This is a genomic window from Bradyrhizobium sp. SZCCHNR1043 (genome assembly GCF_032489675.1).
GTDB lineage: Bacteria > Pseudomonadota > Alphaproteobacteria > Rhizobiales > Xanthobacteraceae > Bradyrhizobium.
Window position 1 is genome coordinate 25,436 of the sequence record NZ_JAUEYN010000020.1, and the last position, 24,318, is coordinate 49,753.

A 24,318-nucleotide genomic window follows, 5' to 3' on the forward strand; every position below is an offset into this window, starting at 1 on the left:
TCGGTGCGTATCATGTTGCGTTTCAAGGTCCTCGTTTTGGCCGTGCCGCTGATCGCGGCGGCGGTCATCGCCAGACTCGAATTGGCGCCCTCCCCGCAGCCCTGCATTGCCGTCGGTGCCGACAGCGTCTCGCTCGGCTCCGCGCCCTTTCACGCCGATCTCCATGTCGACTTCACCGATGATCCCGCGCGCGCAACCACGCCTCATCACCGACCGATCCGGTTCTGTGAGCCGGGCTAACGCCCGGTTCACCATCTCTGCACGGCAGAATCGCGCGTGCACGACCTTTCAAAGTCTCAGCAATACCGACGCCGCATGGTGCGGGCCGGCCATGACATTGGGATCGAAATCGTCGGGGGTGATCGAGATGGGACCGATTTTTCGCTTCAGGCTGCGCCTGCGCCGGTTCATGCGCCGTCACCGCACCATCTTCGCGATCCTGCGCTCGCTGATGATCTTCTCCGCCGGCTTCGGCGGCGCGTACGGCTTCATCAAGGCCAGCATTTCCGACAACTCCGGCTATAACCCGCACACGTTCGCGATCGGCGCCAGCTTCCTGTTCGCGCTCGCCTGCGTCGGCCTGGCCACGCTCAGCATGCGGCTGCGCTTCGTCGCCAGGAAGATGCACAAGATTGCGCTCCACAACGAGGTGCTGGCGGACCGGAACTGGGAGCTGCAGGAAGCCGAGCAGCGCGCCCGCAATCTGTTCGAGCAGCAGGGCGACCTCATCGTCATGCGCGCGCGCGACGGCAGCATCATCTTCGTCAACGACGCCTATTGCCGGATGGCGGGCCTCGACCGCGACAACCTGCTCGGCAGCGCGTTCACCTTCGAGCTGATCGAGCAGGGCGACAGCGCGCTGGAGCCGAACGGCACGCGCGTCCACGACCAGCGCATCGAGAGCGCGATCGGTCCGCGCTGGATCGCGTGGCGCGAGGCACTGGTGCGTTCCGACGCCGGCCAGCCCGCCGTACTGCAATGTGTCGGCCGCGACGTCACCGACCGCACCGAGACCGAGCGCGCGCTGGCGGAGGCGCGCGACCAGGCCAATGCCGCGAACCGTGCCAAGTCGCGGTTCCTGGCAATGGCGAGCCACGAGATCCGCACGCCGCTGAACGGCATCCTCGGCATGAGCGGGCTGCTGCTCGAGACGCAGCTGACGCCGGAGCAGACCACCTACGCCAAGGCGGTTCGCACCTCGGGTGAAGCCTTGATGTCGCTGATCGACGAGCTGCTCGACTATTCCAAGATCGAGGCCGGCAAGCTCGCGCTGGAGGCGCAGCCCTTCTCGCTGGCGACGCTGATCGAGGAGATCACCGAGCTGCTGGCGCCGCGGGCGCAGGCCAAGCAATTGGAGATCGCGGCCTATCTCGACGAGCGGCTGCCGACCTGGGTGACCGGCGACGCCGCGCGGCTGCGCCAGGTGCTGCTCAACCTCGCCGGCAACGCCATCAAGTTCACGGCTTCGGGCGGCGTCGCGCTGATCGCCGAGCCCGGGATCTGGCCGAACGAGATCAGCTTCCAGGTGCGCGATACCGGCATCGGCATCGCAGCCGACGCCCAGGAGCGCATCTTCCGAGAATTCGAGCAGGCCGATGACAGCGTCGCGCGCAGCTTCGGCGGCACCGGCCTTGGCCTGGCGATCTCGGACCGGATCGTCAAGCGCATGGGCGGCCGCATCGCGCTGCAGAGCCGGCTCGGCGCCGGCTCGACCTTCGAGGTGTCGGTGCCGCTGCCGCCGGCGCTGGAGCGCGGCGAGCAGAACAGCTTCCGCGGCCCCGACCTCGCGGGACAGTCGGTCATGCTGGTCGCGCCGGCCGGGCTGCAGGCCGAGCTGATCGAACGGCGCCTGCAGAACTGGGGCGCGCAGACGTGCCTGGTCGCCGAGGCCGAGGTGGCGGAAGCCCTGCTGCCCGAACGCGCCTGGCACGCCGTGCTGGTCGACGACGCCATCGGCAGCGACGCGTCGCTCCGTCTGGGCGGGGCCGCGCAACATCACACGACACGGCTGATCGTGCTGGTCACGCCGGCGAGCCGCCACGAGCTGACACCAGCGGCGCCGTTCAACGGCTATCTGGTCAAGCCGCTGCGGGCCGCCTCGCTCGCCGCGCGCGTGAGCTTCGACACCGATGGCACGGTTCCGGCACTCGCTGACGATCCAATCCCGACGATCGCTCCGCCGATTGCGGTTCAGGCCGGCGGGAGCCTGTCCATCCTCGTCGCCGAGGACAACGACATCAACGCGCTGCTGATGCGCTCGCTGCTGACCAAGCTCGGCCACCACGCCGACATCGCCGTGCATGGCGAAGCCGCGCTGGACTCCTGGCTCGCGGCGCGCTCGGCCGGCGCGCCCTATGATCTGATCCTGATGGATGTGCAGATGCCGAAGCTCGACGGCATTGCCGCCGCCAAGCGCATCCGCGCCATCGAGGCCAGCGAGCCGGGCCGGCGCACGCCGATCCTGGCGCTCACGGCCAATGCCCTGGTCGAGGACCGCTACGCCTGCTTCGAGGCCGGCATGGATGGCTTCCTGGTCAAGCCGATCGATCGCGACAAGCTGGACGAGGCGCTGGCGAATCTGGCGGCGGCGCGACAGGTGGCGGCGTAAGTAATTAGTTGGAGCGGATCAGTTCAGCGCTACGCTCGCGGGCCACGCTCACAACCGCCTGAGCGCCACCGTCTCGACCTCGTGGTCCGCGCCCTTCTTCAGGATCAGCGTCGCGCGCGGCCTTGTCGGCAGGATGTTGTCCTCGAGATTGGCCAGGTTGGTGCGCTCCCAGATGGCGATCGCAGTGGCGATGGCCTCCTCGTCCGACAGCAGCGCGTAGCGGTTAAAGTAGGACCGGGGATCATGGAACGCCGTGTCGCGCAGCGACAGGAAGCGCTTGACGTACCATTTGCGCAGGATCGCCTCGTCGGCATCGATATAAACCGAGAAGTCGAAGAAGTCGGAGACGACCGGCACGGCCTTGCCGTCGCGCGGCAGCGGCCCGGTCTGCAGCACGTTGACGCCTTCGACGATGAGGATGTCCGGCTGGTCGATCTCGACCCACTGATGGGGGACGATGTCGTAGGTGAGATGCGAGTAGACCGGCGCGCGCACCTGATGCCGGCCGGCCTTGATGTCGGAGAGGAAGCCCAGCAGCCGCGGCAGGTCGTAGCTTTCCGGAAAGCCCTTCTTCTGCATCAGGCCCTGCCGCTCCAGGACCGCGTTCGGATAGAGGAAACCGTCGGTGGTGATGAGATCGACCTTCGGCCGCGGCGACCAGCGCGCCAGCAGGGCCTGCAGCACGCGCGCGGTGGTGGACTTGCCGACCGACACCGAGCCGGCAACGCCGATGATGTAGGGCATCTTGCGGTCGCGGATGCCGAGGAACTGGCGCTGCGCGTAGTACAGCCGCTGCGCCGCGTCGACATACATCGACAGCAGTCGCGACAACGGCAGATAGATGTCCTCGACCTCCTTGAGATCGAGGCGATCGTGCATCGACCGCAGCTTGGAGAACTCGCCGGGCTCCAAGGTCATCGGCGTGTCGTTGCGCAGCTCGGCCCATTGCTCGCGGGTGAAGACGCGGTACGGATTATATTGTTGTTCGGTGGTGCGCATATCCATGACGCTGCCCTTCGTTTCCCCGGCCGACGCGCCCTACTCCGTCTTGCGCGACGCCTTTTCTTCCAGCCCCGACTGACCGGTGCGCTTGCCGAGCGCCGCCTCGACCTCCTCGAGCCGGACGTCGCGCGACTTCAACAACACCAACAGATGAAACAGCAGATCGGCGCTTTCGGAGATCAGATGCTCGCGGTCGGTGCCAACAGCGGCGATGACCGTCTCGACCGCCTCCTCGCCCATCTTCTTGGCGCATTGCGCCGGGCCCTTGTCGAGCAGCTTGCGCGTATACGACGCCTCGCCGCCCGCCGCGGCGCGCGCGTCGATGATGGCAGCGAGATCGTGAAGCGTGAAACGGGACATCAGCCGGTACTCGGAACGCCTGCCCGAACCACGGCGGCCGGACCAGCGTTCATCTAACATTTTTGCGGCGCAATGTCGTCAGGGATCGAGCCGCATCGGCAGGCCCTGGCGCGCCATGTGCTCCTTGGCCTGCCGGATGGTAAATTCCCCGAAATGGAAGATCGAGGCGGCCAGAACCGCAGTCGCGCGGCCCTCGCGGATGCCGTCGACCAGATGGTCGAGATTGCCGACGCCGCCAGATGCGATCACCGGCACCGGGACGCTGTCGGCGACCGCCCGGGTCAGCGGCAGGTCAAAGCCCTGGCGCGTTCCGTCGCGGTCCATCGACGTCAGCAGGATCTCGCCGGCACCGAGCGCGACCACCTCCTGGGCGTATTCCAGCGCGTCGATCCCGGTCGATTTGCGTCCGCCATGGGTGAAGATCTCCCAGCGGCTGCCGCCGCCAGGCCGCGACACGGACTTGGCGTCGATCGCCACCACGATGCACTGCTCGCCGAACTTCTCGGCCGCCTCCTTGACGAATTCGCGCCTGCTCACCGCGGCCGAATTGATCGAGACCTTGTCGGCGCCGGAGCGCAGCAGGGTCTTGATGTCGTCGATGGTGCGCACGCCGCCGCCAACCGTGACCGGCATGAAGCAGGCCTCCGCCGTGCGCCGGACGACGTCCAGCATGATGCCGCGGTTCTCATGGGTGGCGGTGATGTCGAGGAAGCAGAGCTCGTCGGCGCCGGCGGCGTCATAGGCGATCGCGGCCTCGACCGGATCGCCGGCGTCGCGCAGATTGACGAAGTTGACACCCTTGACGACCCGTCCGTCCTTGACGTCGAGGCAGGGAATGACACGGACTTTGAACATCCTGTTCTCTCCTACGCGCGCGCGGCGCGGATCAGCGCCAGCGCCTCTGCCGGGTCGAGCCGGCCGTCATAGAGCGCGCGGCCAGCGATGGCGCCTTCGAGCTTTTTCGCACGCGGTGTCAGCATCGCCCTGACGTCCTCGATCGAGGCAAGGCCGCCGGAGGCGATCACGGGAATCGAGATGGCGTCGCCGAGCGCGATCGTGGCGTCGAGGTTGAGGCCCTTGAGCAGGCCGTCGCGGGCGATGTCGGTGAAGATGATCGCGGCGACGCCGGCGTCCTCGAAGCGTTTGGCGATGTCGAGCGCGGTGACCTCGGACGTCTCCGCCCAGCCTTCGACCGCGACCTTGCCGTCGCGGGCATCGAGGCCGACGGCGACGCGGCCGGGAAAGGCTTTGGCTGCGGTCTTCACCAGCTCGGGATCGCGCACCGCGGCGGTGCCGATGATGACGCGGGCGATGCCCTTGCCGAGCCAGGCCTCGACCGTCTTGAGATCGCGAATGCCGCCGCCGAGCTGCACCGGCATCTTGACGACCTCCAGCATCGCCTCGACGGCTTGCGCGTTCATCGGCTTGCCGGCGAAGGCGCCGTCGAGGTCGACGACGTGGAGATATTCAAAGCCCTGGTCGGCGAAGCTCTTGGCCTGCGCGGCGGGATCGAGGTTGAACACGGTGGCGCGCGCCATGTCGCCCTGCTCCAGGCGCACGCACTGGCCGTTCTTCAGATCGATGGCGGGAAACAGGATCATATCAGTTGTCTTTCAAGAGCGCGCCCTGTCCGCCTCTTGCGGCGAACAGGACGGAAGCGCTCACGGCTTCCATTTCAGGAAGTTGGAAATGAGGGCGAGACCGAAACGCTGGCTCTTCTCGGGATGGAATTGGGTGCCGATCGCGGTGTCCTTGCCGACGATCGCCGTGATCGGACCGCCGTAATCGGCGCGCGCCAGCACATCGTTCTCGTTGACCGCATTCAAGTGATAGGAGTGCACGAAATAGGCGTGCAAGCCCTTCGGCCCGAGCGGCAGCCGCTCCAGGACCGGATGCTCCTGCACCAGGTCGAGCGTGTTCCAGCCCATGTGCGGGATTTTCAGGCTCTCGTCACGAGGCGCGATCTTCTCGACGTCGCCGGCGATCCAGTCGAAGCCATCGGTGGTGACATGCTCCTTGCCGCGCGTTGCCATCAATTGCATGCCGACGCAGATGCCGAAGAACGGCCGCGCCTTGTGGCGGACGGCTTCGGTCATCGCCTCCAGCATGCCGTTGACGGAGTCGAGGCCGCGGCGGCAATCGGCGAAGGCGCCGACGCCGGGCAGCACGATGCGGTCGGCGCGATACACGGTGTCGGGATCGCGCGTGACGACGACCTTCTGCGGATCCGCCATGCCGCGCGCGGCGCGCTCGAACGCCTTGGCGGCGGAATGCAGATTGCCGGAGCCGTAATCGATGATTGCAACACTCATCGTCCACCTCCGGGTTCGGGAAACAAGCCAATGATGCTGGCGTGCGGCAGCGGCGGCGGGTGCAGCCCATTGCCGTTGTCGCGCGTCGGCGGCGCCGCGCCGCGATCGACGGTATGATTGTCGTAGCCGAGCGTGCTGCGCCGGGCGGCCCAGCGCTCGAAGAAGCGGCGCTCGGCGGCATCGAGATCATCGGCGACGACGACGTCGAGCTGGCGCCAATTGCCGCGCGAGTAGCTCCAGCGCTTCAGGCTGGAGGCTTCGAGCCCGAGCAGGATCGCGAACAACAGATCGATGCCGGCAATCGCACCGCCGTTGACGCCGACGCGCACCAGGATCACGTCGAGCGCGATCATCAGCACGGCCCAGACGAGCATCGCAAGCCAGAGGCGATGCCAGGCCAGCCAGACGGCGCCGAGCACCGCGGCCCAGAAATGGAAGCCGTCGCGGATGAAGACGAAGCGATCGGTCGAACGCAGATCGACCCCGGCGGCCAGGGGAGCGTGAACCGTATAGACGGGCATGTCGATAATCCCTTGGACGGGGAGGTCAGCCGCCGAGCTGACCCTTGGTGGATGGCACTTCGCCCTGATTGCGCGGATCGATCGAAAGCGCTGTCCGCAGCGCCCGCGCCAGACCCTTGAAGCAGGATTCGGCGATATGATGGGCGTTCTCGCCGTACAGCGTCTCGACGTGCAAGGTGATGCCGGCGTTCATGGCAAACGCATTGAACCACTCGCGCACCAGCTCTGTGTCGAACTCGCCGATCTTGTCGCGCGCGAAGGTCGTGCGGAACACCAGCATCGGCCGGCCCGACACGTCGATCACGACGCGCGTCAAGGTCTCGTCCATCGGCATGTGGATCGAGGCATAGCGGGTGATGCCGGCCATGTCGCCGAGCGCCTGCCGCACCGCTTGGCCGAGCGCGATGCCGACATCCTCGGTGGTGTGGTGAAAGTCGATATGCAGGTCGCCGACCGCCTTGACCGTCATGTCGATGCGGGAATGCCGGGCAAGCAGATCCAGCATGTGATCGAAGAAGCCGATACCGGTCGCGATGTTCACGACGCCGGTGCCGTCGAGGTTCACGGACACCTCGATGTCGGTCTCTTTGGTCTTGCGCTTGATGGTCGCGCTACGCATGGGGTCAGCTTTCCCTTGAAAACGCGGCTCTTTTATCAGGCGGATGTCGGCTTAGCTACTGCGGGATAGCGCCCCGTACGCCTGATCTCGGGCCATGGTGAGCGGATTTCAAGACCGGGTCGGGCAGGGCAGGGACCCGGTAATTGTATCCCGACGCCTGAGCGCCTAAATCAGGGCATGAACCAGGGATCCCCAATGCACGCATCCTCGAACGAGCCCACCGTCTGGCACGGCACCACGATTCTGACCGTCCGCAAGGGGGGCAGGGTGGTGATCGGTGGCGACGGCCAGGTCTCGATCGGCCAGACCGTGATCAAGTCCAATGCCAAGAAGGTGCGCAAGCTCGGCAAGGGCGACGTCATCGGCGGCTTCGCCGGGGCCACCGCCGACGCCTTCACCCTGTTCGAGCGGCTGGAGAGCAAGCTGGAGCAGTATCCGGGGCAGCTGACCCGGGCGGCGGTCGAACTCGCCAAGGACTGGCGCACCGACCGCTACCTGCGGCGGCTCGAAGCCATGATGATCGTCGCCGACAAGGACGTCTCGCTGGTGCTGACCGGGACGGGCGACGTGCTGGAACCGGAGTCCGGCGTGATGGCGATCGGCTCCGGCGGCAACTATGCGCTTGCGGCTGCGCGTGCGCTGATCGACACCGACAAGGACGCCGAGAGCATCGTCCGCCGCTCGCTCGACATCGCCGCCGACATCTGCGTCTACACCAACCGCAACATCACCATCGAAGCATTGTCGGCCGAGTAGACCATGACCGCGGACGAGATCGGCGCCCCGTCCCGGCAGTCGTCCGGACCCTGGCTCATCCCGGTGCTCTGTCTGCTTTCGCTGCAGGCCGCACTGTTGTTCGCGATGGGCCGGCTGCCGATCTGCGCCTGCGGCACCGTCAAGCTGTGGCATGGCGTGGTGCAGAGCTCGGAGAACTCCCAGCATCTCACCGACTGGTACACGTTCTCCCACATCATTCACGGCTTCTTGTTCTATGCGCTGACCACGCTGGTGGTGCCGCGGCTGCCCTGGCAGGGGCGGCTGATCCTGGCGATGCTGATCGAGGGCGCCTGGGAGCTGGTCGAGAACTCCAGCTTCATCATCGAGCGCTATCGTGCCGCCACGATCTCGCTGGACTATTTCGGCGACAGCATCGTGAACTCCGTCGGCGATACGCTGGCGATGATGACCGGCTTCCTGCTGGCGCGGGTGCTGCCGGTCTGGCTGACCGTCGTGATTGCAGTCGCGCTCGAGATCGGGGTGGGCCTGCACATCCGTGACAACCTGACCCTGAACATCTTGATGCTGATCTATCCAACCGAGGCGATCCGGCAGTGGCAGGCCGGACCGCCGCTCCTGTGACGGCGGAATCCGGCTTGCCCTCATCCCCGTCCGACCCTAGCTAGAGCCTCATGACAGACTTTTCACCCCGCGAAATCGTCTCCGAACTCGACCGCTACATCGTCGGCCAGGCCGACGCCAAGCGGGCGGTGTCCATTGCGTTGCGCAACCGCTGGCGCCGGTTGCAGCTCGATGCAGGCCTGCGCGAGGAGGTGCTGCCGAAGAACATCCTGATGATCGGGCCGACCGGCGTCGGCAAGACCGAGATCGCGCGGCGGCTGGCCAAGCTCGCGGGCGCGCCGTTCCTGAAGGTCGAGGCGACCAAGTTCACCGAGGTCGGCTATGTCGGCCGCGACGTCGAGCAGATCATCCGCGATCTCGTCGAGGTCGCGATCGTCCAGGTGCGCGAGCGCAAGCGCAAGGACGTCGCCGCCCGGGCCCAGCTTGCCGCCGAGGAGCGCGTGCTCGATGCGCTGGTCGGCGCCAGCTCCAGCGCCGCCACCCGCGACTCGTTCCGCCGCAAGCTGCGCGCCGGCGAGCTGAACGACAAGGAGATCGAGATCGAGACGCAGTCGTCCGGCGGCGGCCTTCCGATGTTCGAGATCCCGGGCATGCCGGGGGCGCAGATGGGCGCGATCTCCATCGGCGACATCTTCGGCAAACTCGGCGGCCGCACCAAGACGCGGCGCGTCACGGTCGAAGCCTCGCACGACATCCTGATCGCGGAAGAGTCCGACAAGCTGCTCGACAGCGACCAGCTGGTGCAGGAGGCGATCAGCGTGGTCGAGAACAACGGCATCGTGTTCCTCGACGAGATCGACAAGATCTGCGTGCGCGAGAACCGCGCAGGCGGCGACGTCTCCCGCGAGGGCGTGCAGCGCGACCTGCTGCCGCTGATCGAGGGCACCACGGTCTCGACCAAGCATGGCGCTGTGAAGACCGATCACATCCTGTTCATCGCGTCGGGCGCGTTCCACATCGCCAAGCCATCGGACCTCTTGCCGGAGTTGCAGGGCCGGCTGCCGATCCGCGTCGAGCTGCAGGCGCTGACGCGCGACGACATGCGCCGCATCCTGACCGAGCCGGAGGCGTCGCTGATCAAGCAATATGTCGCGCTGATGAAGACCGAGGGCGTGACGCTCGACATCACCGACGATGCGATCGACGCGCTCGCCGACATCGCGGTCGCGGTCAACTCCACGGTCGAGAACATCGGCGCGCGTCGGCTGCAGACCGTGATGGAGCGCGTCCTCGACGACATCTCCTTCACGGCCTCCGACCGCAGCGGCGAGACCATGCGGGTCGACGCCGCCTTCGTGCAGCAGCACATTGGCGATCTCGCCAAGAACACTGATCTCAGCCGGTTCATTTTGTAGCGGCTACCCGTATGGGTCGAGGCCGAGCTACAAATTCCGCCGTCGTCCCCGCGAAAGCGGGGACCCATGACCACCAAAGCCAATTGTGACTCTCGATGGCGGCTCCAGCCTTGCCTCAGCATGGACGGCGGTGGCTATGGGTCCCGGCTCAAGGCCGGGACGACAGTGGTGGATGTGGCGGCGACCTCGTCTCCGCCAGCCATCGCTCGGTCATGGCATGACCGGCGCCTACAACAAACACTGGCGGGCGATGCTCGCCGTCAACGCCGCCGTCATGCTTGGCGTCTTCCTGCACAAGCTCACGCTGCCGCCCTACATCCCCTACATCCACCTGCTGGTCGACTATCACCACGGCTTCATCAAGCGCGCGCTGGTCGGCGCCATCGTCGGACTGTTCACGGCGAAGGTGCCGGTGTGGCTGGTGTTCGCAATCGGCGGCAGCGTCTGGCTGATCACGCTCGCTCTGTACCTGAAGCTGTTCCGACGCACCTTTGGTCTTGATCGCGCGCAGCTGCCGCTGTTCGTCTTCACGGCGGGGTCGCCGTTCGTCTTCAAGAACTTCCTGTTCACGCTCGGTCATTTCGACATCTATGGCTGTCTCGGCGTCATCATCCTGTTGCTGGTCCCGGCGAGCTCACTCGGCTACGTCCTGCTCGCCACGCTCATCTCGGCGGTGCTGGTGCTGATCCATCACATCCATCTGCTGATGTATGTGCCCACCATCGTCGCCATCGTCGTGCTGCGCTGCTATCTGGCCCGCCCCATCGCCCGGCTCGATCTTGCCGTGGGCGCAAGCGCGCTGCTGGGCCTCGGCATCCTGTTCCTGGCCGCGCAATTCCTCGGAACCATGCCGCTGCCCGAAGCCGATTTCGTAAGTTACTTGCAGACACGAATGGCCGATCCATCGCGCACCGAGCTGCTTCAGTTCGCCTATGTCTGGTACCAGCCGCTGTCCAAGGAAGTGCAGGACACCTGGGCGCACATGGCGTCCAATCTGCTCGGCGTGCCCGTATATGCGCTGCTGCTCTGGCTGCATGCACCGCTATGGAGCTACTACAGAGATCTTGTCGGCGCATTGGAAGAGCGGCGCCATCGCCAGATCGTCATCGCCGCGCTGATCTTCATCAGCCTTGCCTACGTCGTGATGTTCGCGATGGTGTTCGACTATTCGCGCTGGATCTCGAGCTGGGTCGTTTGCATGGTGATGATGCTGCACGCGGTGAAGACGCTTCCCGCGACCAAGCCGATTGCACCGATTGATCCCGACGATCGCAGGACCACGATCCTGGGCTGGATCGTCACCGCCGTACCGCGCGTCGGCATCATCCGGCCGTTCTGAGCCTCAGCCTCTTGGGCGCCTGATACGGACGTAGAGCGCGCCGGCGCCGCCATGTCCGACATGGGCCTCCTCGAAGCCGACGATCAGCGAGCGGAATTCCGGCAGGCTCAGCCAATGTGGCACTTGGCGCCGGAGCACGCCGCGTTCAGGGTCCGCGCCGATGGTGCCCTTGCCGGTGATGACGAGCACGAAGGTCAGCCCATCATGCTGGGCGCGATGCAGGAAATGATGCAGCGCTTGGTGCGCCCGGCTCTGGGTCATGCCGTGCAAATCGAGCCGCGCATCGATCTCATTGCGGCCGCGCGACAGTTTCGAACGCTCCCTCCGGCCGAGCGAAACCAGCGGCGGAATCGCCGGCCGGACGGGTTTCGGCGCGGCAACCGGCGCGACCGGCCGCTGCGTCATCGCGGGTTTGTCCGGCTGCGGTTCGGACGTCGTCATCGGTGGATGCAGCCGCACCGGACGCTGTGTCTTGCGCAGCGGCTTGACCTGGCGCGCCACCGTCTCCCACAGCATGCGCTCGTCCTCGGAGAGGCCGCGCTTGCGACGGCCACGGGGCGGCTCGGGATCATGCGACATGGAAACGGCTTGTCATCGGCGGTTGCGGTGGCGTCTGCCATAGCGCAATCGGCGGATATTGCGATCACTTTCGAGTCGCGGTCGGGCCTCGGGCAGGGGCACTGGCTGCGGGGCCACCACGTTCTGCGCCACGGTGGTCGCGGATTTTGCGACGGCGATCGCGGAGCTAGCCGCGACGGGAGCAGCGGCCTTTGAATCCTTCGCCGCGGAGGGCGCCGCCGCCGTCGTGGCCTGGTCCTGCTCCTTCGCTTGATCTTTGGCAGCCTCCTTCGCTGCCTGCTTCGGCAGCACTTGCGGAAACAGCTTGGCGATCTTCTCCGACGGACGCGCATCCGGCAGCGGCATCTTGCGGCCACGCGCGACCGGATCGAGGCTCTTCGGCACCAGCATCACGAACTGGATGCTGTGCTTGAGGCGGCCGGAGACCTTGCCGGCGTCCTGTCCCGCGCCGAAGTAGAGATCGGCGCGCGCAGGTCCGACGATCGCCGAGCCCGTATCCTGGGCAATCATCAGCCGGTGGAAAGCCGTCTTCGACTTCTCGGATTCGATCGGCAACTCGCCGGTGATGAAGAACGGCGTGCCATAGACGTGCAGCGACTTGTCGACCGCGATCGAGCGGCCCGGAGTCAGCGGGATGCCCTGGGCGCCGACGGCCTCGTCCTTCTCCGACAGCTGCACCTCGCGGAAGAAGATGTAGGAGCGGTTGGTCCGCCGCAGTTCGTTGGCACCTTCCGGGTTCTGCTCCATCCAGTCGCGGATGCGCTGCATCGACATCTGCTCGCGCGGAATGATGCCGCGCTCGATCAGGACACGACCGACCGGCGTATAGGGATGACCATTATAGGCATCGTAGTTGATGCGGATGGTCGAGCCGTCGTCGAGACTGATGCGCGCGGATCCCTGGATCTGGGCAAACAGCAGGTCCGTCTGGTTCCTGAGCCACGCGATCTCCAGGCCGCGGCCCTCGATGGCGCCGTCCTCGATCTCCGCGCGGTCGTAATAGGGGACCAGCTTGCGCCGTCCGATCTTCCGGTAGACGGGACCCTTGTTGGGCAGACTCGTCGCGTCCTGCTTGAAGCCGCGAACGAACAGATTGGAGGGGCGGCGATAGACCGGAACGTTGTAGACCTCGTTCTGGGTCCGCGAGCCGTCGATCACGGGTTCGTAGTAGCCGGTGACGAAGCCGTCGGCATCGCCGAGCTTGGAGATCTTCAGCGGCTCGAAGTGCCGTTCGAAGAACGCCCTTGCCGCGGCATTGTCGGCGAGATCGGCGGCCCGGGCGTCGCGGCAAGGATCACGCAGGGAATCGCCTAGCGCCTTGGCGTCCGGCGTGACATCCGTCTTGGCGGCGATCGGCTTGCAACTGGCGCGGAACGTCCGGTACGCCGCGAGCTGATCATCGTCGTTCCAGCCGGGCACGTCGTTCCAGGCCAATGGCAGGTACTGGCTGTTGTTGATTTCGAGCGGCCAGTCGAGCTGGGGGTAGGGCAGGTGGCGCACCGATGCCGCCGGGATCCGGTGGCGCGAGCGCACCGCCTCGGCCGCGTAAGGGGCGAGCGCCACGGCAACGACGCTCAAGGCGAGCGCCGATGTCCAGTACTTCACGCGATGAGCGGCGAAACCCCGCTTCCAAATTTCGCGAACCATGCTTGCACCATCAAAGTACCACTCAACGCGAAATTCGGAAAAAACGGGATTCTAAAAAATCGACGTCACAATTCAAGAATGCGCCTCGTCGTCCTCCTGACGCAGCCGGCCGACACCGAGAGCGGTGCCCTCCAACGTAACGCCGGCGGCGGCAACCTATTCCATCAATGGCTGCCAGTGCCGACCAGCTTCCAGTTCGGATCGCGCGAGCCGGTGTCGCGGGCGAAAGTCCAGATGTCGGTGATGTCGGCCACCTTGTCCGGATTGCCGTCGACGATGTTGCCCATCTTGTCGCGTGTCACCGAGATCATCTGCGAGACGAAGCGGACCGTGACCTGCGCGGTGCGGTCGCGCAGCTCGGCACCGACCAGCTCGGCGGTATCGATGGAGACGAAGCGGGTTTCGGTCTTCTGCTCCTGCTTCTCGCGCTCCTTGATGACGGCGTCGAAGCTCTCATAGACCTCGGACGACAGCAGGTCGCGCAACGCGCGGCGATCGCCATTGGCAAACGCCAGCACGATCATCTCGTAGGCGCTGCGCGCACCGGTCAGGAAATGGCGCGGGTCAAACGATGAGTCATCGGCGACGATCGCGTCGAGGCCGCGCGCGAGCGGCGTGCCCGGCTCGGCCAAGCCGCGCCAGCGATCGCCCGCCGCCGGCATCTCGCCGCCGGGGACCGAAGCCGAGGGGTCGACGGGCTTGTTGGGAACCGGCATGACGTGGTTGTCCGGCGCACCCTGGACCGCGTTTCTGGCGGCGTGATCGAACGGCGTGCGCTCGCTTCCGGTGCGCTGCCCGAGCACGGCGCGCAGGCGCACGAAGATGAAGACCGCCAACGCCAGGAAGATGATGGTATAAATGTCCACGTCGTGTTCGCTTTCTGACCTGTCGAGCCGAACGCGGAGCCCGGCCACCGGACACCCGTTCTACAGGATCCAGGTAAAGACCCGTGAATCCCTCGGTCGACCCGGATGTAGTCATCGAATTGGGCCCGGCCAATGGCACATTGTGGCGTAGCGATCCTAACCCTTTTCCTTCTCAAGGGGAAATCCGATCGACCCCTGATTGGAACGGGGTAGGCCGGTCGCTGGTTCCGCCCGGGGGTCGATGCGACAAATAGAGGCATGCCGGCCGGATCAATCCTTTGTCTCGGCCTTTTGCGGCGTCCGTGGCTCGTCCTTGTGGAACAAGCCGGCCCTATGGTAGCCACGCGCCGCAACGACCCGCCCTTTTTGCCTGGAGAACACTGCGATGACCAACGGTAACGGCGCCACTCCCGAGGCGGCTGCTCCTCCTCAACTCAACGTGCTGGCCCAATACATCAAGGATCTCTCGTTCGAGAATCCGAACGCTCCGCAGTCCCTGGCACCGCAGGGCCAGCCGCCGCAGATCAATATCCAGATCAATGTCGGCGCCAACGCGCTGAATGACACGGAATACGAGGTGACGCTGACGATCGAGGGCAAGGCCGAGAGCGGCAGCCAGGTGATGTTCAGCTTCGAGCTGGTGTATGGCGGCGTGTTCCGGCTGGTCAACATTCCGCGCGAAAACCTGTCGCCGATGCTGCTCATCGAATGCCCGCGCCTCTTGTTCCCGTTCGCCCGCGAGATCGTCGCCAACTCGGTGCGCGACGGCGGCTTCCCGCCGCTGATGCTGGACCCGGTCGATTTCGTTGGCCTGTACCGCCAGAACATGGAGCGCCAGGCAGCGGCCCAGGGCGGCCAGGTGCTGTCGAGCTGATCTGGTTCAGCTTTACGATTGATGTTTGCAGGGCGTGATCCGCTGCCGATCCGGCGGATCACGTGCCGGCGAGAAACTCCATCCAGATCGGCTTGTCGCCGAGGGTGGCGATGAAGGCGCGATGCGCCTCTCGCTCCGCATCCGTGACCCGTGGCAGAAGCGGCTGCTCGCGCTGACGGCGCGGCGTATCGCCGGCCCCCCCGATGCGGATCTCCTGGCTGTCCTGGGTCAGGATCAGCTGCGACTGCCGCGCCCCGACGAGATCGACATAGACCTCCGCCAGCAGTTCGGCGTCGAGCAACGCGCCGTGCTTGGTGCGGCGTGAGTTGTCGATCGCATAGCGTGAGCAGAGGTCGTCGAGGCGGTTCGACACGCCAGGATGCTTGCGACGTGCGAGCAGCAGCGTATCGACCAGACGATCCCTGGGAATGGCCGCGCGCTTGATCCGGTCGAGCTCGGCATTGATGAAGCCGATGTCGAACGAGGCGTTGTGGATCACCAGCGGGGCATCGCCGATGAATTCCAGGAACTCCTCCACGATCTCGTGAAACAGCGGCTTGTCCGCCAGGAACTCGCTCGACAGTCCGTGAACCGCGAACGCCTCCGCCGGCATGTCGCGTTCGGGGTTGATGTAGCGGTGGTAGACTTGGCCGGTGGGCATACGGTTGATGATCTCGACACAGCCGATCTCGACCAGGCGGTCGCCGCGCAGGGCGTCGAGGCCGGTGGTTTCGGTATCGAGAACGATCTCACGCATCTGATCTGATCCGTCGAATTCCGCGCCGCCGGCGTTCGCGAATCAGCCCCGGCGCTGCGGCATTCTAACGACCTCCGCCAGGATGTCGCGGATGCGTGCCCGCACCGGATCGAGCCCGTGCGAGGTATCCACGACGAAATCGGCGCGCTTGCGCTTCTCGGCATCCGGCATCTGCCGTGCGAGCAGCGCATCGAGCGCTTCTTCCGTCATCGTGCCGCGCGCCAGGATGCGTTGGCGCTGGATCTCGGGCGCGGTCGACACCACCACCACGGCATCGACGCGCTTGTCGCCGCCGGTCTCGAACAGCAAGGGGACATCGACGACGGCAACGGGCACGCCGGACTGCTCGGCGTCGTCGAGAAACTTCTGATGATAGGAGCGCAGCATCGGATGCACGATCGCTTCGAGCCGGCGGATCGCGGCGGGATCGCCGACGACCTTGGCCGAGAGCCTGGCCCGATCCACCTTGCCGTCCACCGTGGTCCCAGGAAATTCGGCTTCGATCGCTGGCGCGGCTTCGCCTTCATAGACCTTATGAACGGTCGCGTCGGCGTCGTAGACCGGCACGCCGGCTTCCGCGAACAGCTTTGCGGTCGTCGACTTGCCCATGCCCATCGAGCCGGTCAGACCCAGCACTCTCATCCGCGGTCACTCCCCCTTACGCGTGGCTGCGGTCGGCATCAGATCCTGAGCAGCTTCGCTTCGCGAAAATAGGCGAGCAGCGGCAACAGCGGCAGGCCGAGTATGGTGAAGTGATCGCCGTCGATCCGGTCGAACAGGTGCACACCGAGCCCTTCCAGCTGATAGGCGCCGACGCTGGATGTGACGGCTTCGCCGGCGACATCGAGATAGGCTGCGATCTCGGTTTCGGTGAGGGCGCGCATCGTCATCCAGGCAATTGCGACATGCGAGAACAGCACCTCACCGTTGCGGACCACGGCAATGGCCGAGTGCAGCGCATGGGTGCGCCCGCCCAGCGCCAACAGTTGTTGCATGGCATGCTGGCGGCCGGCTGGCTTGTTGAACATGCGCTCACCCAATGCGAGCGTCTGATCCGCGCCCACCACATATGAATTGGGCCTGCTTGCCGAGACCGCAGCGGCCTTTGCGTTGGCAAGGTGTAACGCGATCTCGTAGGGCGCCACCAGGCCGGCTTCGGCCTGCACCGCGCGTTCGTCGATATCGGCCGGAAGGGCCTCGCACGCGAGGCCTGCGTTCGCGAGCAGCATCCGCCGCGCGCGGCTTTGCGATGCCAGAATGAGAGGCTCGTCACTGCACCAGATGGACATTGATCCGCTCACTAGTCCGGAAGCCGCTGCCGCTGCCGGTCGGTATAGAGTTTCAGGATCGCGGCGGCCGTCTCCTCGATCGAGCGCCGCGTCACGTCGAGCATGACCCAGTTGAACTTCGCACTCAGCTTGCGTGCATAGGCGACCTCGTCCGTCACCGACTGCTTGTCGACATAATTCTCATTGCCGGATTCCGCACCCATGCTGAGCAGGCGATTCTGCCGCACCTGGATCAGCCGCTCCGGGGTCGCATGCAGGCTGACGACCAGCGGCTTCTTCAATGTCTCGAGCTGATGCGGGATCGGAATGCCCGGGACCAGCGGCACGTTGGCGGTGCGCACGCCGCGGTTGGCGAGATAGATCGAGGTCGGAGTCTTCGACGTCCGGCTGACGCCCACCAGCACCACTTCGGCGTCTTCGAGGCCGTCGACCATCTGCCCGTCATCGTGGAGCATCGTGTAGTTCAGCGCATCGATGCGGGCGAAATATTCGGCATTGAGCACATGCTGCGCACCGACGCGGCCGGCGGTCGATGCGCCAAGATAGGCCTCAAACAGCTGCATCACCGGACCGATGATCGACAGGCTCGGGATGTTGATCTGCTGGCACTTGCCTTCGAGCCGGCTGACCAGGTCCTTCTCGAGCAGGGTGAACAGCACGATGCCGGGGGCTTCCTCGATCTCGTCGAGCACACGGTCGAGCTGCTTCTGGCTGCGAACCAGCGGGTACACGTGCTCGACGGGGGTCACGTTGGTGTACTGCGCGGCGACCGCTCGCGCGACCGTGATCAAGGTTTCGCCCGTCGAATCGGAAACCAGATGCAGGTGAAAGTAATTGCCGGTGGTGGGCATCAAATCCTTAACGATCTGTGAATCCCTGTGAAGGATGGGACCAAAAAGCGGCCTCGGACCGCTCCCTTTGTATAACCCCGATAGTTCTGCACATGGTCGCCGTCCGGGACGGCGCCAGGCAGCAGCGCGATGATATCGGGACGAGGTCGGTTTGTCTCTGGATAAGCTGTCGAAGGATTTCGGCAAGCGTTTGAATCACATTGAACTCTGCGGCGATCCGGCGTGTGCAGCTCACATGTTGAGGGATGTGAACAAGCTGCGGGCACACTGCGGATGACATTGCATGAGTCCAATCCACCGCTACCTAGACTCAAACCTTAAGATTCTAAAATTATTTGGTTTGGAGGGGACTGAGCGAGCGGATATGTCTCGGCACGCAAGCTGATCACCAGCCGAGAGGATCACGAGTCTCCGATGTATGAGTGGATCAAGGCCCTGCACGTCATCGCCGTCATCGCGTGGATGGCCGGCATGCTGTATCTGCCGCGGCTGTTCGTCTATCATTGCGACGCCGAGATCGGCTCGAAGCAGTCCGAGACGTTCAAGGTCATGGAGCGGCGCCTGCTCAAGGCGATCATCAATCCGGCGATGACCGTGACGTGGCTTGCCGGGCTCTATCTGGTCTGGGCCGGCCACTGGTATACCAGCGGTTGGTTTCATGCCAAATTTCTGCTGGTGCTGATCATGTCCGGAGTCCACGGACTGTTTACCCGCTGGGTCAGGGAATTCGGCGCCGACAAGAACACCCGCAGCCAGAAATTCTACCGCTATATCAATGAGGTACCAACGGTACTAATGATAGGCATCGTGATTCTCGTGATCGTCAAGCCGTTCTGACCGTTTCCCTCGGAATACCGCTGCGCTGCAGACGCCTTGCAGACGCCGGCGCGATTTTCTATATTGTAGATATCCCACCCCACGCAGGCGGATGTGGTTGCGTTCCGGCTTGACCGGCCGCCGCATCAGGTCTGGTGCCTCATCGGCGCCAACCTTGCTCAGACCTGCGGACCTCATTTTCGTCCGCCTTCCCACAGCCACCTCGCATCCCTCCCAAGTCGCTTCCACAGGACCACCCCAATGCGGGAAATCAAACTACAGGACCTCAAGTCAAAGACGCCGGCCGAGCTCGTCTCCTTCGCGGAGGAAAACGGGGTCGAGAACGCCAGCACGATGCGCAAGCAGGAGCTGATGTTCGCCATCCTCAAACAGCTTGCGATCCAGGAAATCGACATCATCGGCGAGGGCGTCGTCGAGGTGCTCTCCGATGGCTTCGGCTTCCTCCGCTCGCCCGATGCCAACTACCTGCCGGGTCCCGATGACATCTACGTCTCGCCCTCGCAGATCCGCCGCTTCGGGCTGCGCACCGGTGACACCATCGAGGGACACATCCGCAGCCCGAAAGAGGGCGAGCGCTATTTCGCGCTGCTCAAGGTCAACACGCTGAACTTCGAGGATCCCGAGAAGTCCAAGCACAAGGTCAATTTCGACAACCTCACGCCGCTGTTTCCGGACGAGCGCTTCCGGCTCGAGCTCGAGGATCCGACCCGCAAGGATCTGTCGCCACGCGTGATCGACATCGTCGCGCCAATCGGCAAGGGCCAGCGTGCGCTGATCGTCGCGCCGCCGCGCACCGGCAAGACGGTGCTGATGCAGAACATCGCGCACTCGATCACGGCCAATCATCCTGAGTGCTACCTGATCGTGCTGCTGATCGACGAGCGTCCGGAAGAAGTCACGGACATGCAGCGCTCGGTGAAGGGCGAGGTCGTGTCCTCGACCTTCGACGAGCCGGCGGCGCGTCACGTCCAGGTCGCGGAGATGGTGATCGAGAAGGCCAAGCGCCTGGTCGAGCACGGCCGCGACGTCGTCATTCTGCTGGACTCGATCACCCGCCTCGGCCGCGCCTACAACACGGTCGTGCCGTCCTCCGGCAAGGTGCTGACCGGCGGTGTCGACGCCAACGCGTTGCAGCGGCCGAAGCGCTTCTTCGGTGCCGCGCGCAACATCGAGGAAGGCGGCTCGTTGACCATCATCGCGACCGCTCTGGTCGATACCGGCAGCCGCATGGACGAGGTCATCTTCGAAGAGTTCAAGGGCACCGGCAACTCCGAGCTCATCCTCGACCGCAAGGTCGCGGACAAGCGGACCTTCCCGGCGATCGACATCGCCCGCTCCGGCACCCGCAAGGAAGAGCTCATCACCGAGCCGCAGAACCTCAAGAAGATGTACGTGCTCCGCCGCATCCTCAATCCGATGGGCACGATGGACGCGATCGACTTCCTGCTCGACAAGCTTCGCAGCACCAAGAGCAATGCCGAGTTCTTCGAATCCATGAACACCTGATCGGCCCACGGTCTCGATTTGGAAAGGGCGCTCTTTGGAGCGCCCTTTTTGTTTGACTTGTTTGTCGCTGCGCCCGGCGAGAAGTCCTCGATGCTTATCCGCCCGTTATGGTTCGTCGGCGTAAAGCATGCCGCTGCAAACCGATTGTCTTTCGCTGCCGGTGAGCCCAACTGAGGATCATGCATCCTCACGACCAGACCATCTTCGCGCTGTCCTCCGGACGCCTGCCGAGTGCGATTGCGATCGTCAGACTCTCCGGGCCTCACGCCGGCATCGCCCTTCAGATGCTTGCGGGGAAACTGCCGCTGCCGAGGATGGCGACGCGCGCCTTGCTGCGGGATGGCAATGGCGAACCGATCGACGATGCCGTCGTGCTGTGGTTTCCCGGCCCGGCCAGTGCCACCGGCGAAGATGTTGCCGAGCTGCATGTCCATGGCAGCCGTGCCGTCGTCGCGACAATGTTCTCGGTGCTGTCGACGATGCCGCAGATGCGCCCTGCTGAGCCGGGCGAGTTCACGCGGCGCGCGTTCGAGAATGGCAAGATCGATCTGACCGAAGCCGAAGGCCTCGACGATCTCATTCATGCCGACACGGATCGGCAGCGGCGCCAGGCGTTGCGCCAGCTGAAGGGCCTGCTCGGCGACAAGGCGCGGGGCTGGCGTGAGCAGATCATCGAAGCTACGGCGCTGATCGAGGCCGGGATCGACTTTGCCGATGAAGGTGACGTGCCAGCCGAGCTGATGGCGTCGGCGCTATCGCGGATTGAACAGCTCCTGGCAGAGATCGAGACCGTGTTGTCGGCGCAGGGCCGGGCCGAGCGGCTACGCGATGGTCTGACGGTCGTCATCGCCGGACCTCCAAACGCGGGCAAGTCGACCTTGATGAACCAGCTGGCCCGACGTGAGGTGGCGATCGTCTCGCCTCATGCCGGCACCACGCGCGACGTCATCGAGATCCAGCTCGATCTCCAGGGCTATCCCGTCACGGTGATCGATACCGCGGGTATCCGGGAGACGGACGACCCCGTGGAGCAGGAGGGTGTGCGCCGGGCCCGGGATCGGGCTGCGCAGGCCGATCTCGTGCTGTGGCTGTCCGAGGATAGTCAGCCGGAGGCAGAGTGTCGAAGCGGGGTGCCTGTCTGGCTGGTCCGGAACAAGATCGATCTGCCGAGACCGCAGGAGACAGCCACGGCGATGGTGCAGGGCGATGCTCCGGTCTTTGCGATCTCGGCCAGAACCGGAGCAGGGGTGGCCGGCCTGTTGGAGGCTCTGATAGGCTTTGCCCGTGACTTCTTCGGATCGACCGAGAATGGCCTGATCACCCGGGAGCGGCAACGAGCCCTGCTCAATGAGACCGTGGCGGCGCTTCGTCGGAGCGTTACGGCTGTTGATCTCGGTGAGGAGCTTGCCGCGGAGGAGCTGCGGATCGCCGCACTGGCGCTTGGGCGTCTGTTGGGGCGGGTCGATGTCGAGGATGTGCTGGACGTGATCTTCCGCGAGTTCTGTATCGGAAAGTAGCGGCGTCAAGAGCCTCGGCGCACGTAGATATGCTTAATGAAATGTTGCTTGGTTAACTGATCGTCAATCGTTTCACGTGAAACAGGGTAGAGCCCTCGTGGACGTTTCACGTGAAACAAGTCCGAGATGGCACCGATGCTGTTTCACGTGAAACATCTCCCTCCCTGCCCGACGGTGGCGAATGTTTCACGTGAAACGTCTTCCGAGCGTTGTCCGCACGCGCTAGATAAGCCTCATGAGCGAGCATCTGACATCCTACGACGTCATCGTCATCGGTGGCGGCCACGCTGGCTGTGAAGCTGCGGCGGGCGCGGCGCGCATGGGTGCCCGAACCGCCCTGATCACGCATCAGTTCGCGACCATCGGCGCCATGTCCTGCAATCCGGCCATAGGTGGGCTGGGGAAGGGACATCTGGTTCGCGAGGTTGATGCTCTCGACGGGCTGATGGGTCGCGTCGCCGATGCTGGCGGTATCCAGTTTCGGGTTCTGAATCGCCGGAAGGGGCCGGCCGTTCGAGGTCCACGCGCCCAAGCCGACCGTAAGCTCTACGCTGCCGCGATGCAGTCGGCGATCCGGGAGACCGCGAATCTCGCCGTCATTGAAGGCGAGGCGGACGAACTGATCGCTACCGGCGGGCGGGTGGCGGGGTTGCGGCTGACTGACGGCAGGACCTTCATCTGTGGCGCCGTCGTTATCACGACCGGCACGTTTCTGCGTGGTCTGATTCACCTGGGTGAGAGGACCTGGCCGGCCGGCCGGGTCGGCGAAGCGCCGGCGCTGGGGCTGTCCCGGTCTCTCGAAGCCATCGGATTTCGGCTTGGGCGGCTCAAGACCGGCACGCCGCCGCGTTTGGATGGATCGACGATCGACTGGACAGCGGTCGAGATGCAGCCCGGCGACGATCCGCCGGAGCCGTTCTCCGTCCTGACCGACAGGATCACCACCCCGCAGATCCAGTGCGGGATTACCCGAACGACGACCGCGACCCATAAGGTGATCCGCGCCAACGTCCATCGCTCGCCGATGTACTCCGGCCAGATCAAGTCGACCGGGCCGCGCTACTGTCCGTCGGTTGAGGACAAGATCGTACGCTTCGGTGATCGCGACGGTCACCAGATTTTCCTGGAGCCGGAAGGGCTCGACGACACCACCGTCTACCCGAACGGTATCTCGACCTCGTTGCCCGAGGAGGTCCAGCTCGCGCTGCTGCCGACCATCCCGGGCCTCGAGCGCGTCCGGATGATCCGACCGGGCTATGCGATCGAGTACGACCACGTCGATCCACGCGAGCTGGAGCCAACGCTCCAGACCAAGCGGATGAGGGGCCTGTTCCTGGCGGGTCAGATCAACGGCACGACCGGCTACGAAGAGGCTGCCGCCCAGGGTCTGGTAGCCGGGCTCAATGCGGCGCTCGCGGCGGGCGGCGGCGAGTCGATCGTGTTCGATCGTGCCGACGGCTATCTCGGCGTGATGATTGATGACCTCGTGACGCGCGGGATCACCGAGCCCTACCGCATGTTCACCTCGCGCGCCGAGTATCGTCTCACGCTGCGGGCGGACAACGCCGATCAGCGTCTCACCGATAAGGGCATCGCGCTCGGCTGCGTCGGTGGCGATCGCGCGCGTTTCCATCGAACCAAGATGGATGCGTTGGAGGCTGCCCGTTCGATGGCGATGTCGCTGACGATCACGCCCAACGAGGCGGCGAAGCATGGCCTCACGCTCAACAAGGATGGCCAGCGCCGCTCGGCCTTCGATCTGATGGCCTATCCGGAGATCGGCTTCTCCGAGGTGAGAGCGATCTGGCCGGAGCTCGGTGCGATCGATCCAGCCATCGCCTTCCACCTGGAGATCGATGCCAAGTATGATGTCTATGTCCGCCGCCAGAGCGAGGACGTCGATGCCTTCCGGCGCGATGAGGGCCTGGTGCTCGGTGGGGTCGATTATGCGCTCGTCCCGGGTCTTTCGAATGAGGCGCGGGCGAAGCTGACGGCAGCCAAGCCGTGGACGATCGGACAGGCGGGCCGGATCGATGGCATGACGCCGGCGGCGCTCGGGATCCTTGCGGCCTATCTCCGTCGGGAAGCGCGTCGCAGCAAGGCCACCGGCTGAGGCGTTT

The 24,318-nt window shown here is 64.9% G+C and carries 25 protein-coding genes; 11 read left to right on the forward strand and 14 right to left on the reverse strand.

Annotation, left to right across the window (positions count from 1 at the left end):
* Positions 1-12: 12 nt before the first annotated feature.
* Both QX039_RS30045 and QX039_RS30050 read left to right on the forward strand, forming a co-directional pair.
* Positions 13-240 carry a hypothetical protein gene (locus tag QX039_RS30045; protein WP_315740435.1) on the forward strand — a complete coding sequence of 76 codons (228 nt, stop codon included), beginning with the start codon at positions 13-15 and terminating at the stop codon, positions 238-240.
* A 127-nt stretch (positions 241-367) separates the two neighbouring features.
* Complete coding sequence (locus QX039_RS30050) at positions 368-2,608, forward strand: PAS domain-containing hybrid sensor histidine kinase/response regulator (protein ID WP_315740434.1); 2,241 nt, start codon at positions 368-370, stop codon at positions 2,606-2,608.
* A gap of 48 nt (positions 2,609-2,656) precedes the next feature.
* Here QX039_RS30050 and coaA read toward each other — a convergent pair whose 3' ends face one another.
* The 7 genes from coaA to hisB all read right to left on the reverse strand — a co-directional run bounded on the left by coaA (position 2,657) and on the right by hisB (position 7,422).
* Positions 2,657-3,613: a type I pantothenate kinase gene (coaA, locus tag QX039_RS30055; RefSeq protein ID WP_315740433.1), complete on the reverse strand. Its 957-nt coding sequence runs from the start codon at positions 3,611-3,613 to the stop codon at positions 2,657-2,659.
* 33 nt (positions 3,614-3,646) lie between these two features.
* Positions 3,647-3,970 carry a phosphoribosyl-ATP diphosphatase gene (locus QX039_RS30060; RefSeq protein WP_257167618.1) on the reverse strand — a complete coding sequence of 108 codons (324 nt, stop codon included), beginning with the start codon at positions 3,968-3,970 and terminating at the stop codon, positions 3,647-3,649.
* A gap of 78 nt (positions 3,971-4,048) precedes the next feature.
* Positions 4,049-4,825, reverse strand: coding sequence for an imidazole glycerol phosphate synthase subunit HisF (hisF, locus tag QX039_RS30065; RefSeq protein WP_315740432.1), 777 nt, complete (start codon positions 4,823-4,825; stop codon positions 4,049-4,051).
* 11 nt (positions 4,826-4,836) lie between these two features.
* Positions 4,837-5,571: a 1-(5-phosphoribosyl)-5-[(5-phosphoribosylamino)methylideneamino]imidazole-4-carboxamide isomerase gene (gene hisA, locus QX039_RS30070; protein WP_315740431.1), complete on the reverse strand. Its 735-nt coding sequence runs from the start codon at positions 5,569-5,571 to the stop codon at positions 4,837-4,839.
* A gap of 60 nt (positions 5,572-5,631) precedes the next feature.
* Entirely contained in the window at positions 5,632-6,282 is a 651-nt protein-coding gene (gene hisH, locus QX039_RS30075; RefSeq protein WP_315740430.1) for an imidazole glycerol phosphate synthase subunit HisH, read from the reverse strand.
* On the reverse strand, positions 6,279-6,803 hold the full coding sequence (locus tag QX039_RS30080) for a DUF2628 domain-containing protein (RefSeq protein WP_315740429.1): 525 nt from the start codon (positions 6,801-6,803) through the stop codon (positions 6,279-6,281). Before QX039_RS30080 ends, hisH begins: the two co-directional genes overlap by 4 nt.
* Positions 6,804-6,828: 25 nt before the next feature.
* Entirely contained in the window at positions 6,829-7,422 is a 594-nt protein-coding gene (gene hisB / locus QX039_RS30085) for an imidazoleglycerol-phosphate dehydratase HisB (protein WP_315740428.1), read from the reverse strand.
* A 195-nt stretch (positions 7,423-7,617) separates the two neighbouring features.
* Here hisB and hslV point away from each other — a divergent pair, with 195 nt between their 5' ends.
* The 4 genes from hslV (at position 7,618) to QX039_RS30105 (ending at position 11,475) form a co-directional block, all read left to right on the forward strand.
* Positions 7,618-8,178: an ATP-dependent protease subunit HslV gene (gene hslV, locus QX039_RS30090; protein ID WP_315740427.1), complete on the forward strand. Its 561-nt coding sequence runs from the start codon at positions 7,618-7,620 to the stop codon at positions 8,176-8,178.
* Positions 8,179-8,181: 3 nt separating this feature from the next.
* Positions 8,182-8,781, forward strand: coding sequence for a DUF2585 domain-containing protein (locus tag QX039_RS30095; protein ID WP_315740426.1), 600 nt, complete (start codon positions 8,182-8,184; stop codon positions 8,779-8,781).
* A gap of 50 nt (positions 8,782-8,831) precedes the next feature.
* Positions 8,832-10,136, forward strand: a complete 1,305-nt coding sequence (hslU, locus tag QX039_RS30100; protein ID WP_315740425.1) for an ATP-dependent protease ATPase subunit HslU — start codon at positions 8,832-8,834, stop codon at positions 10,134-10,136.
* A gap of 217 nt (positions 10,137-10,353) precedes the next feature.
* Positions 10,354-11,475, forward strand: a complete 1,122-nt coding sequence (locus QX039_RS30105) for a hypothetical protein (protein WP_315740424.1) — start codon at positions 10,354-10,356, stop codon at positions 11,473-11,475.
* A 3-nt stretch (positions 11,476-11,478) separates the two neighbouring features.
* On the opposite strand, the gene QX039_RS30110 is transcribed toward QX039_RS30105, so the two are convergent.
* From QX039_RS30110 to QX039_RS30120, 3 genes are all read right to left on the reverse strand, one after another.
* Positions 11,479-12,054, reverse strand: a complete 576-nt coding sequence (locus QX039_RS30110; RefSeq protein WP_315740423.1) for a Smr/MutS family protein — start codon at positions 12,052-12,054, stop codon at positions 11,479-11,481.
* Positions 12,055-12,066: 12 nt separating this feature from the next.
* Positions 12,067-13,701: a murein transglycosylase A gene (locus QX039_RS30115; protein ID WP_315740422.1), complete on the reverse strand. Its 1,635-nt coding sequence runs from the start codon at positions 13,699-13,701 to the stop codon at positions 12,067-12,069.
* 164 nt (positions 13,702-13,865) lie between these two features.
* Complete coding sequence (locus QX039_RS30120; protein ID WP_315740421.1) at positions 13,866-14,567, reverse strand: Tim44/TimA family putative adaptor protein; 702 nt, start codon at positions 14,565-14,567, stop codon at positions 13,866-13,868.
* A gap of 385 nt (positions 14,568-14,952) precedes the next feature.
* On the opposite strand from QX039_RS30120, the gene secB reads away from it, so the two are divergent.
* Positions 14,953-15,441: a protein-export chaperone SecB gene (gene secB / locus QX039_RS30125; RefSeq protein WP_315740420.1), complete on the forward strand. Its 489-nt coding sequence runs from the start codon at positions 14,953-14,955 to the stop codon at positions 15,439-15,441.
* Between the two features lie 58 nt (positions 15,442-15,499).
* Here secB and dnaQ read toward each other — a convergent pair whose 3' ends face one another.
* From dnaQ to QX039_RS30145, 4 genes are read right to left on the reverse strand one after another with little or no spacing between them, the layout of a single operon-like run.
* Positions 15,500-16,198 carry a DNA polymerase III subunit epsilon gene (dnaQ, locus tag QX039_RS30130; protein WP_315740419.1) on the reverse strand — a complete coding sequence of 233 codons (699 nt, stop codon included), beginning with the start codon at positions 16,196-16,198 and terminating at the stop codon, positions 15,500-15,502.
* A gap of 42 nt (positions 16,199-16,240) precedes the next feature.
* Positions 16,241-16,840 carry a dephospho-CoA kinase gene (gene coaE, locus QX039_RS30135; protein WP_315740418.1) on the reverse strand — a complete coding sequence of 200 codons (600 nt, stop codon included), beginning with the start codon at positions 16,838-16,840 and terminating at the stop codon, positions 16,241-16,243.
* Between the two features lie 38 nt (positions 16,841-16,878).
* Positions 16,879-17,487, reverse strand: a complete 609-nt coding sequence (locus QX039_RS30140) for a Maf family protein (protein WP_315740417.1) — start codon at positions 17,485-17,487, stop codon at positions 16,879-16,881.
* Positions 17,488-17,498: 11 nt separating this feature from the next.
* The gene (locus tag QX039_RS30145; protein ID WP_315740416.1) at positions 17,499-18,338 is read right to left on the reverse strand and encodes a pyruvate, water dikinase regulatory protein; all 840 of its coding nucleotides are present in this window, start codon (positions 18,336-18,338) and stop codon (positions 17,499-17,501) included.
* Positions 18,339-18,752: 414 nt separating this feature from the next.
* Here QX039_RS30145 and hemJ point away from each other — a divergent pair, with 414 nt between their 5' ends.
* The 4 genes from hemJ to mnmG all read left to right on the forward strand — a co-directional run bounded on the left by hemJ (position 18,753) and on the right by mnmG (position 24,311).
* Positions 18,753-19,175 carry a protoporphyrinogen oxidase HemJ gene (gene hemJ, locus QX039_RS30150; protein WP_315740415.1) on the forward strand — a complete coding sequence of 141 codons (423 nt, stop codon included), beginning with the start codon at positions 18,753-18,755 and terminating at the stop codon, positions 19,173-19,175.
* Positions 19,176-19,415: 240 nt separating this feature from the next.
* The gene (rho, locus tag QX039_RS30155) at positions 19,416-20,681 is read left to right on the forward strand and encodes a transcription termination factor Rho (RefSeq protein ID WP_315740414.1); all 1,266 of its coding nucleotides are present in this window, start codon (positions 19,416-19,418) and stop codon (positions 20,679-20,681) included.
* A gap of 179 nt (positions 20,682-20,860) precedes the next feature.
* The gene (gene mnmE / locus QX039_RS30160) at positions 20,861-22,198 is read left to right on the forward strand and encodes a tRNA uridine-5-carboxymethylaminomethyl(34) synthesis GTPase MnmE (protein ID WP_315740413.1); all 1,338 of its coding nucleotides are present in this window, start codon (positions 20,861-20,863) and stop codon (positions 22,196-22,198) included.
* Positions 22,199-22,433: 235 nt separating this feature from the next.
* Positions 22,434-24,311 carry a tRNA uridine-5-carboxymethylaminomethyl(34) synthesis enzyme MnmG gene (gene mnmG / locus QX039_RS30165; protein WP_315740412.1) on the forward strand — a complete coding sequence of 626 codons (1,878 nt, stop codon included), beginning with the start codon at positions 22,434-22,436 and terminating at the stop codon, positions 24,309-24,311.
* Positions 24,312-24,318: the final 7 nt, after the last annotated feature.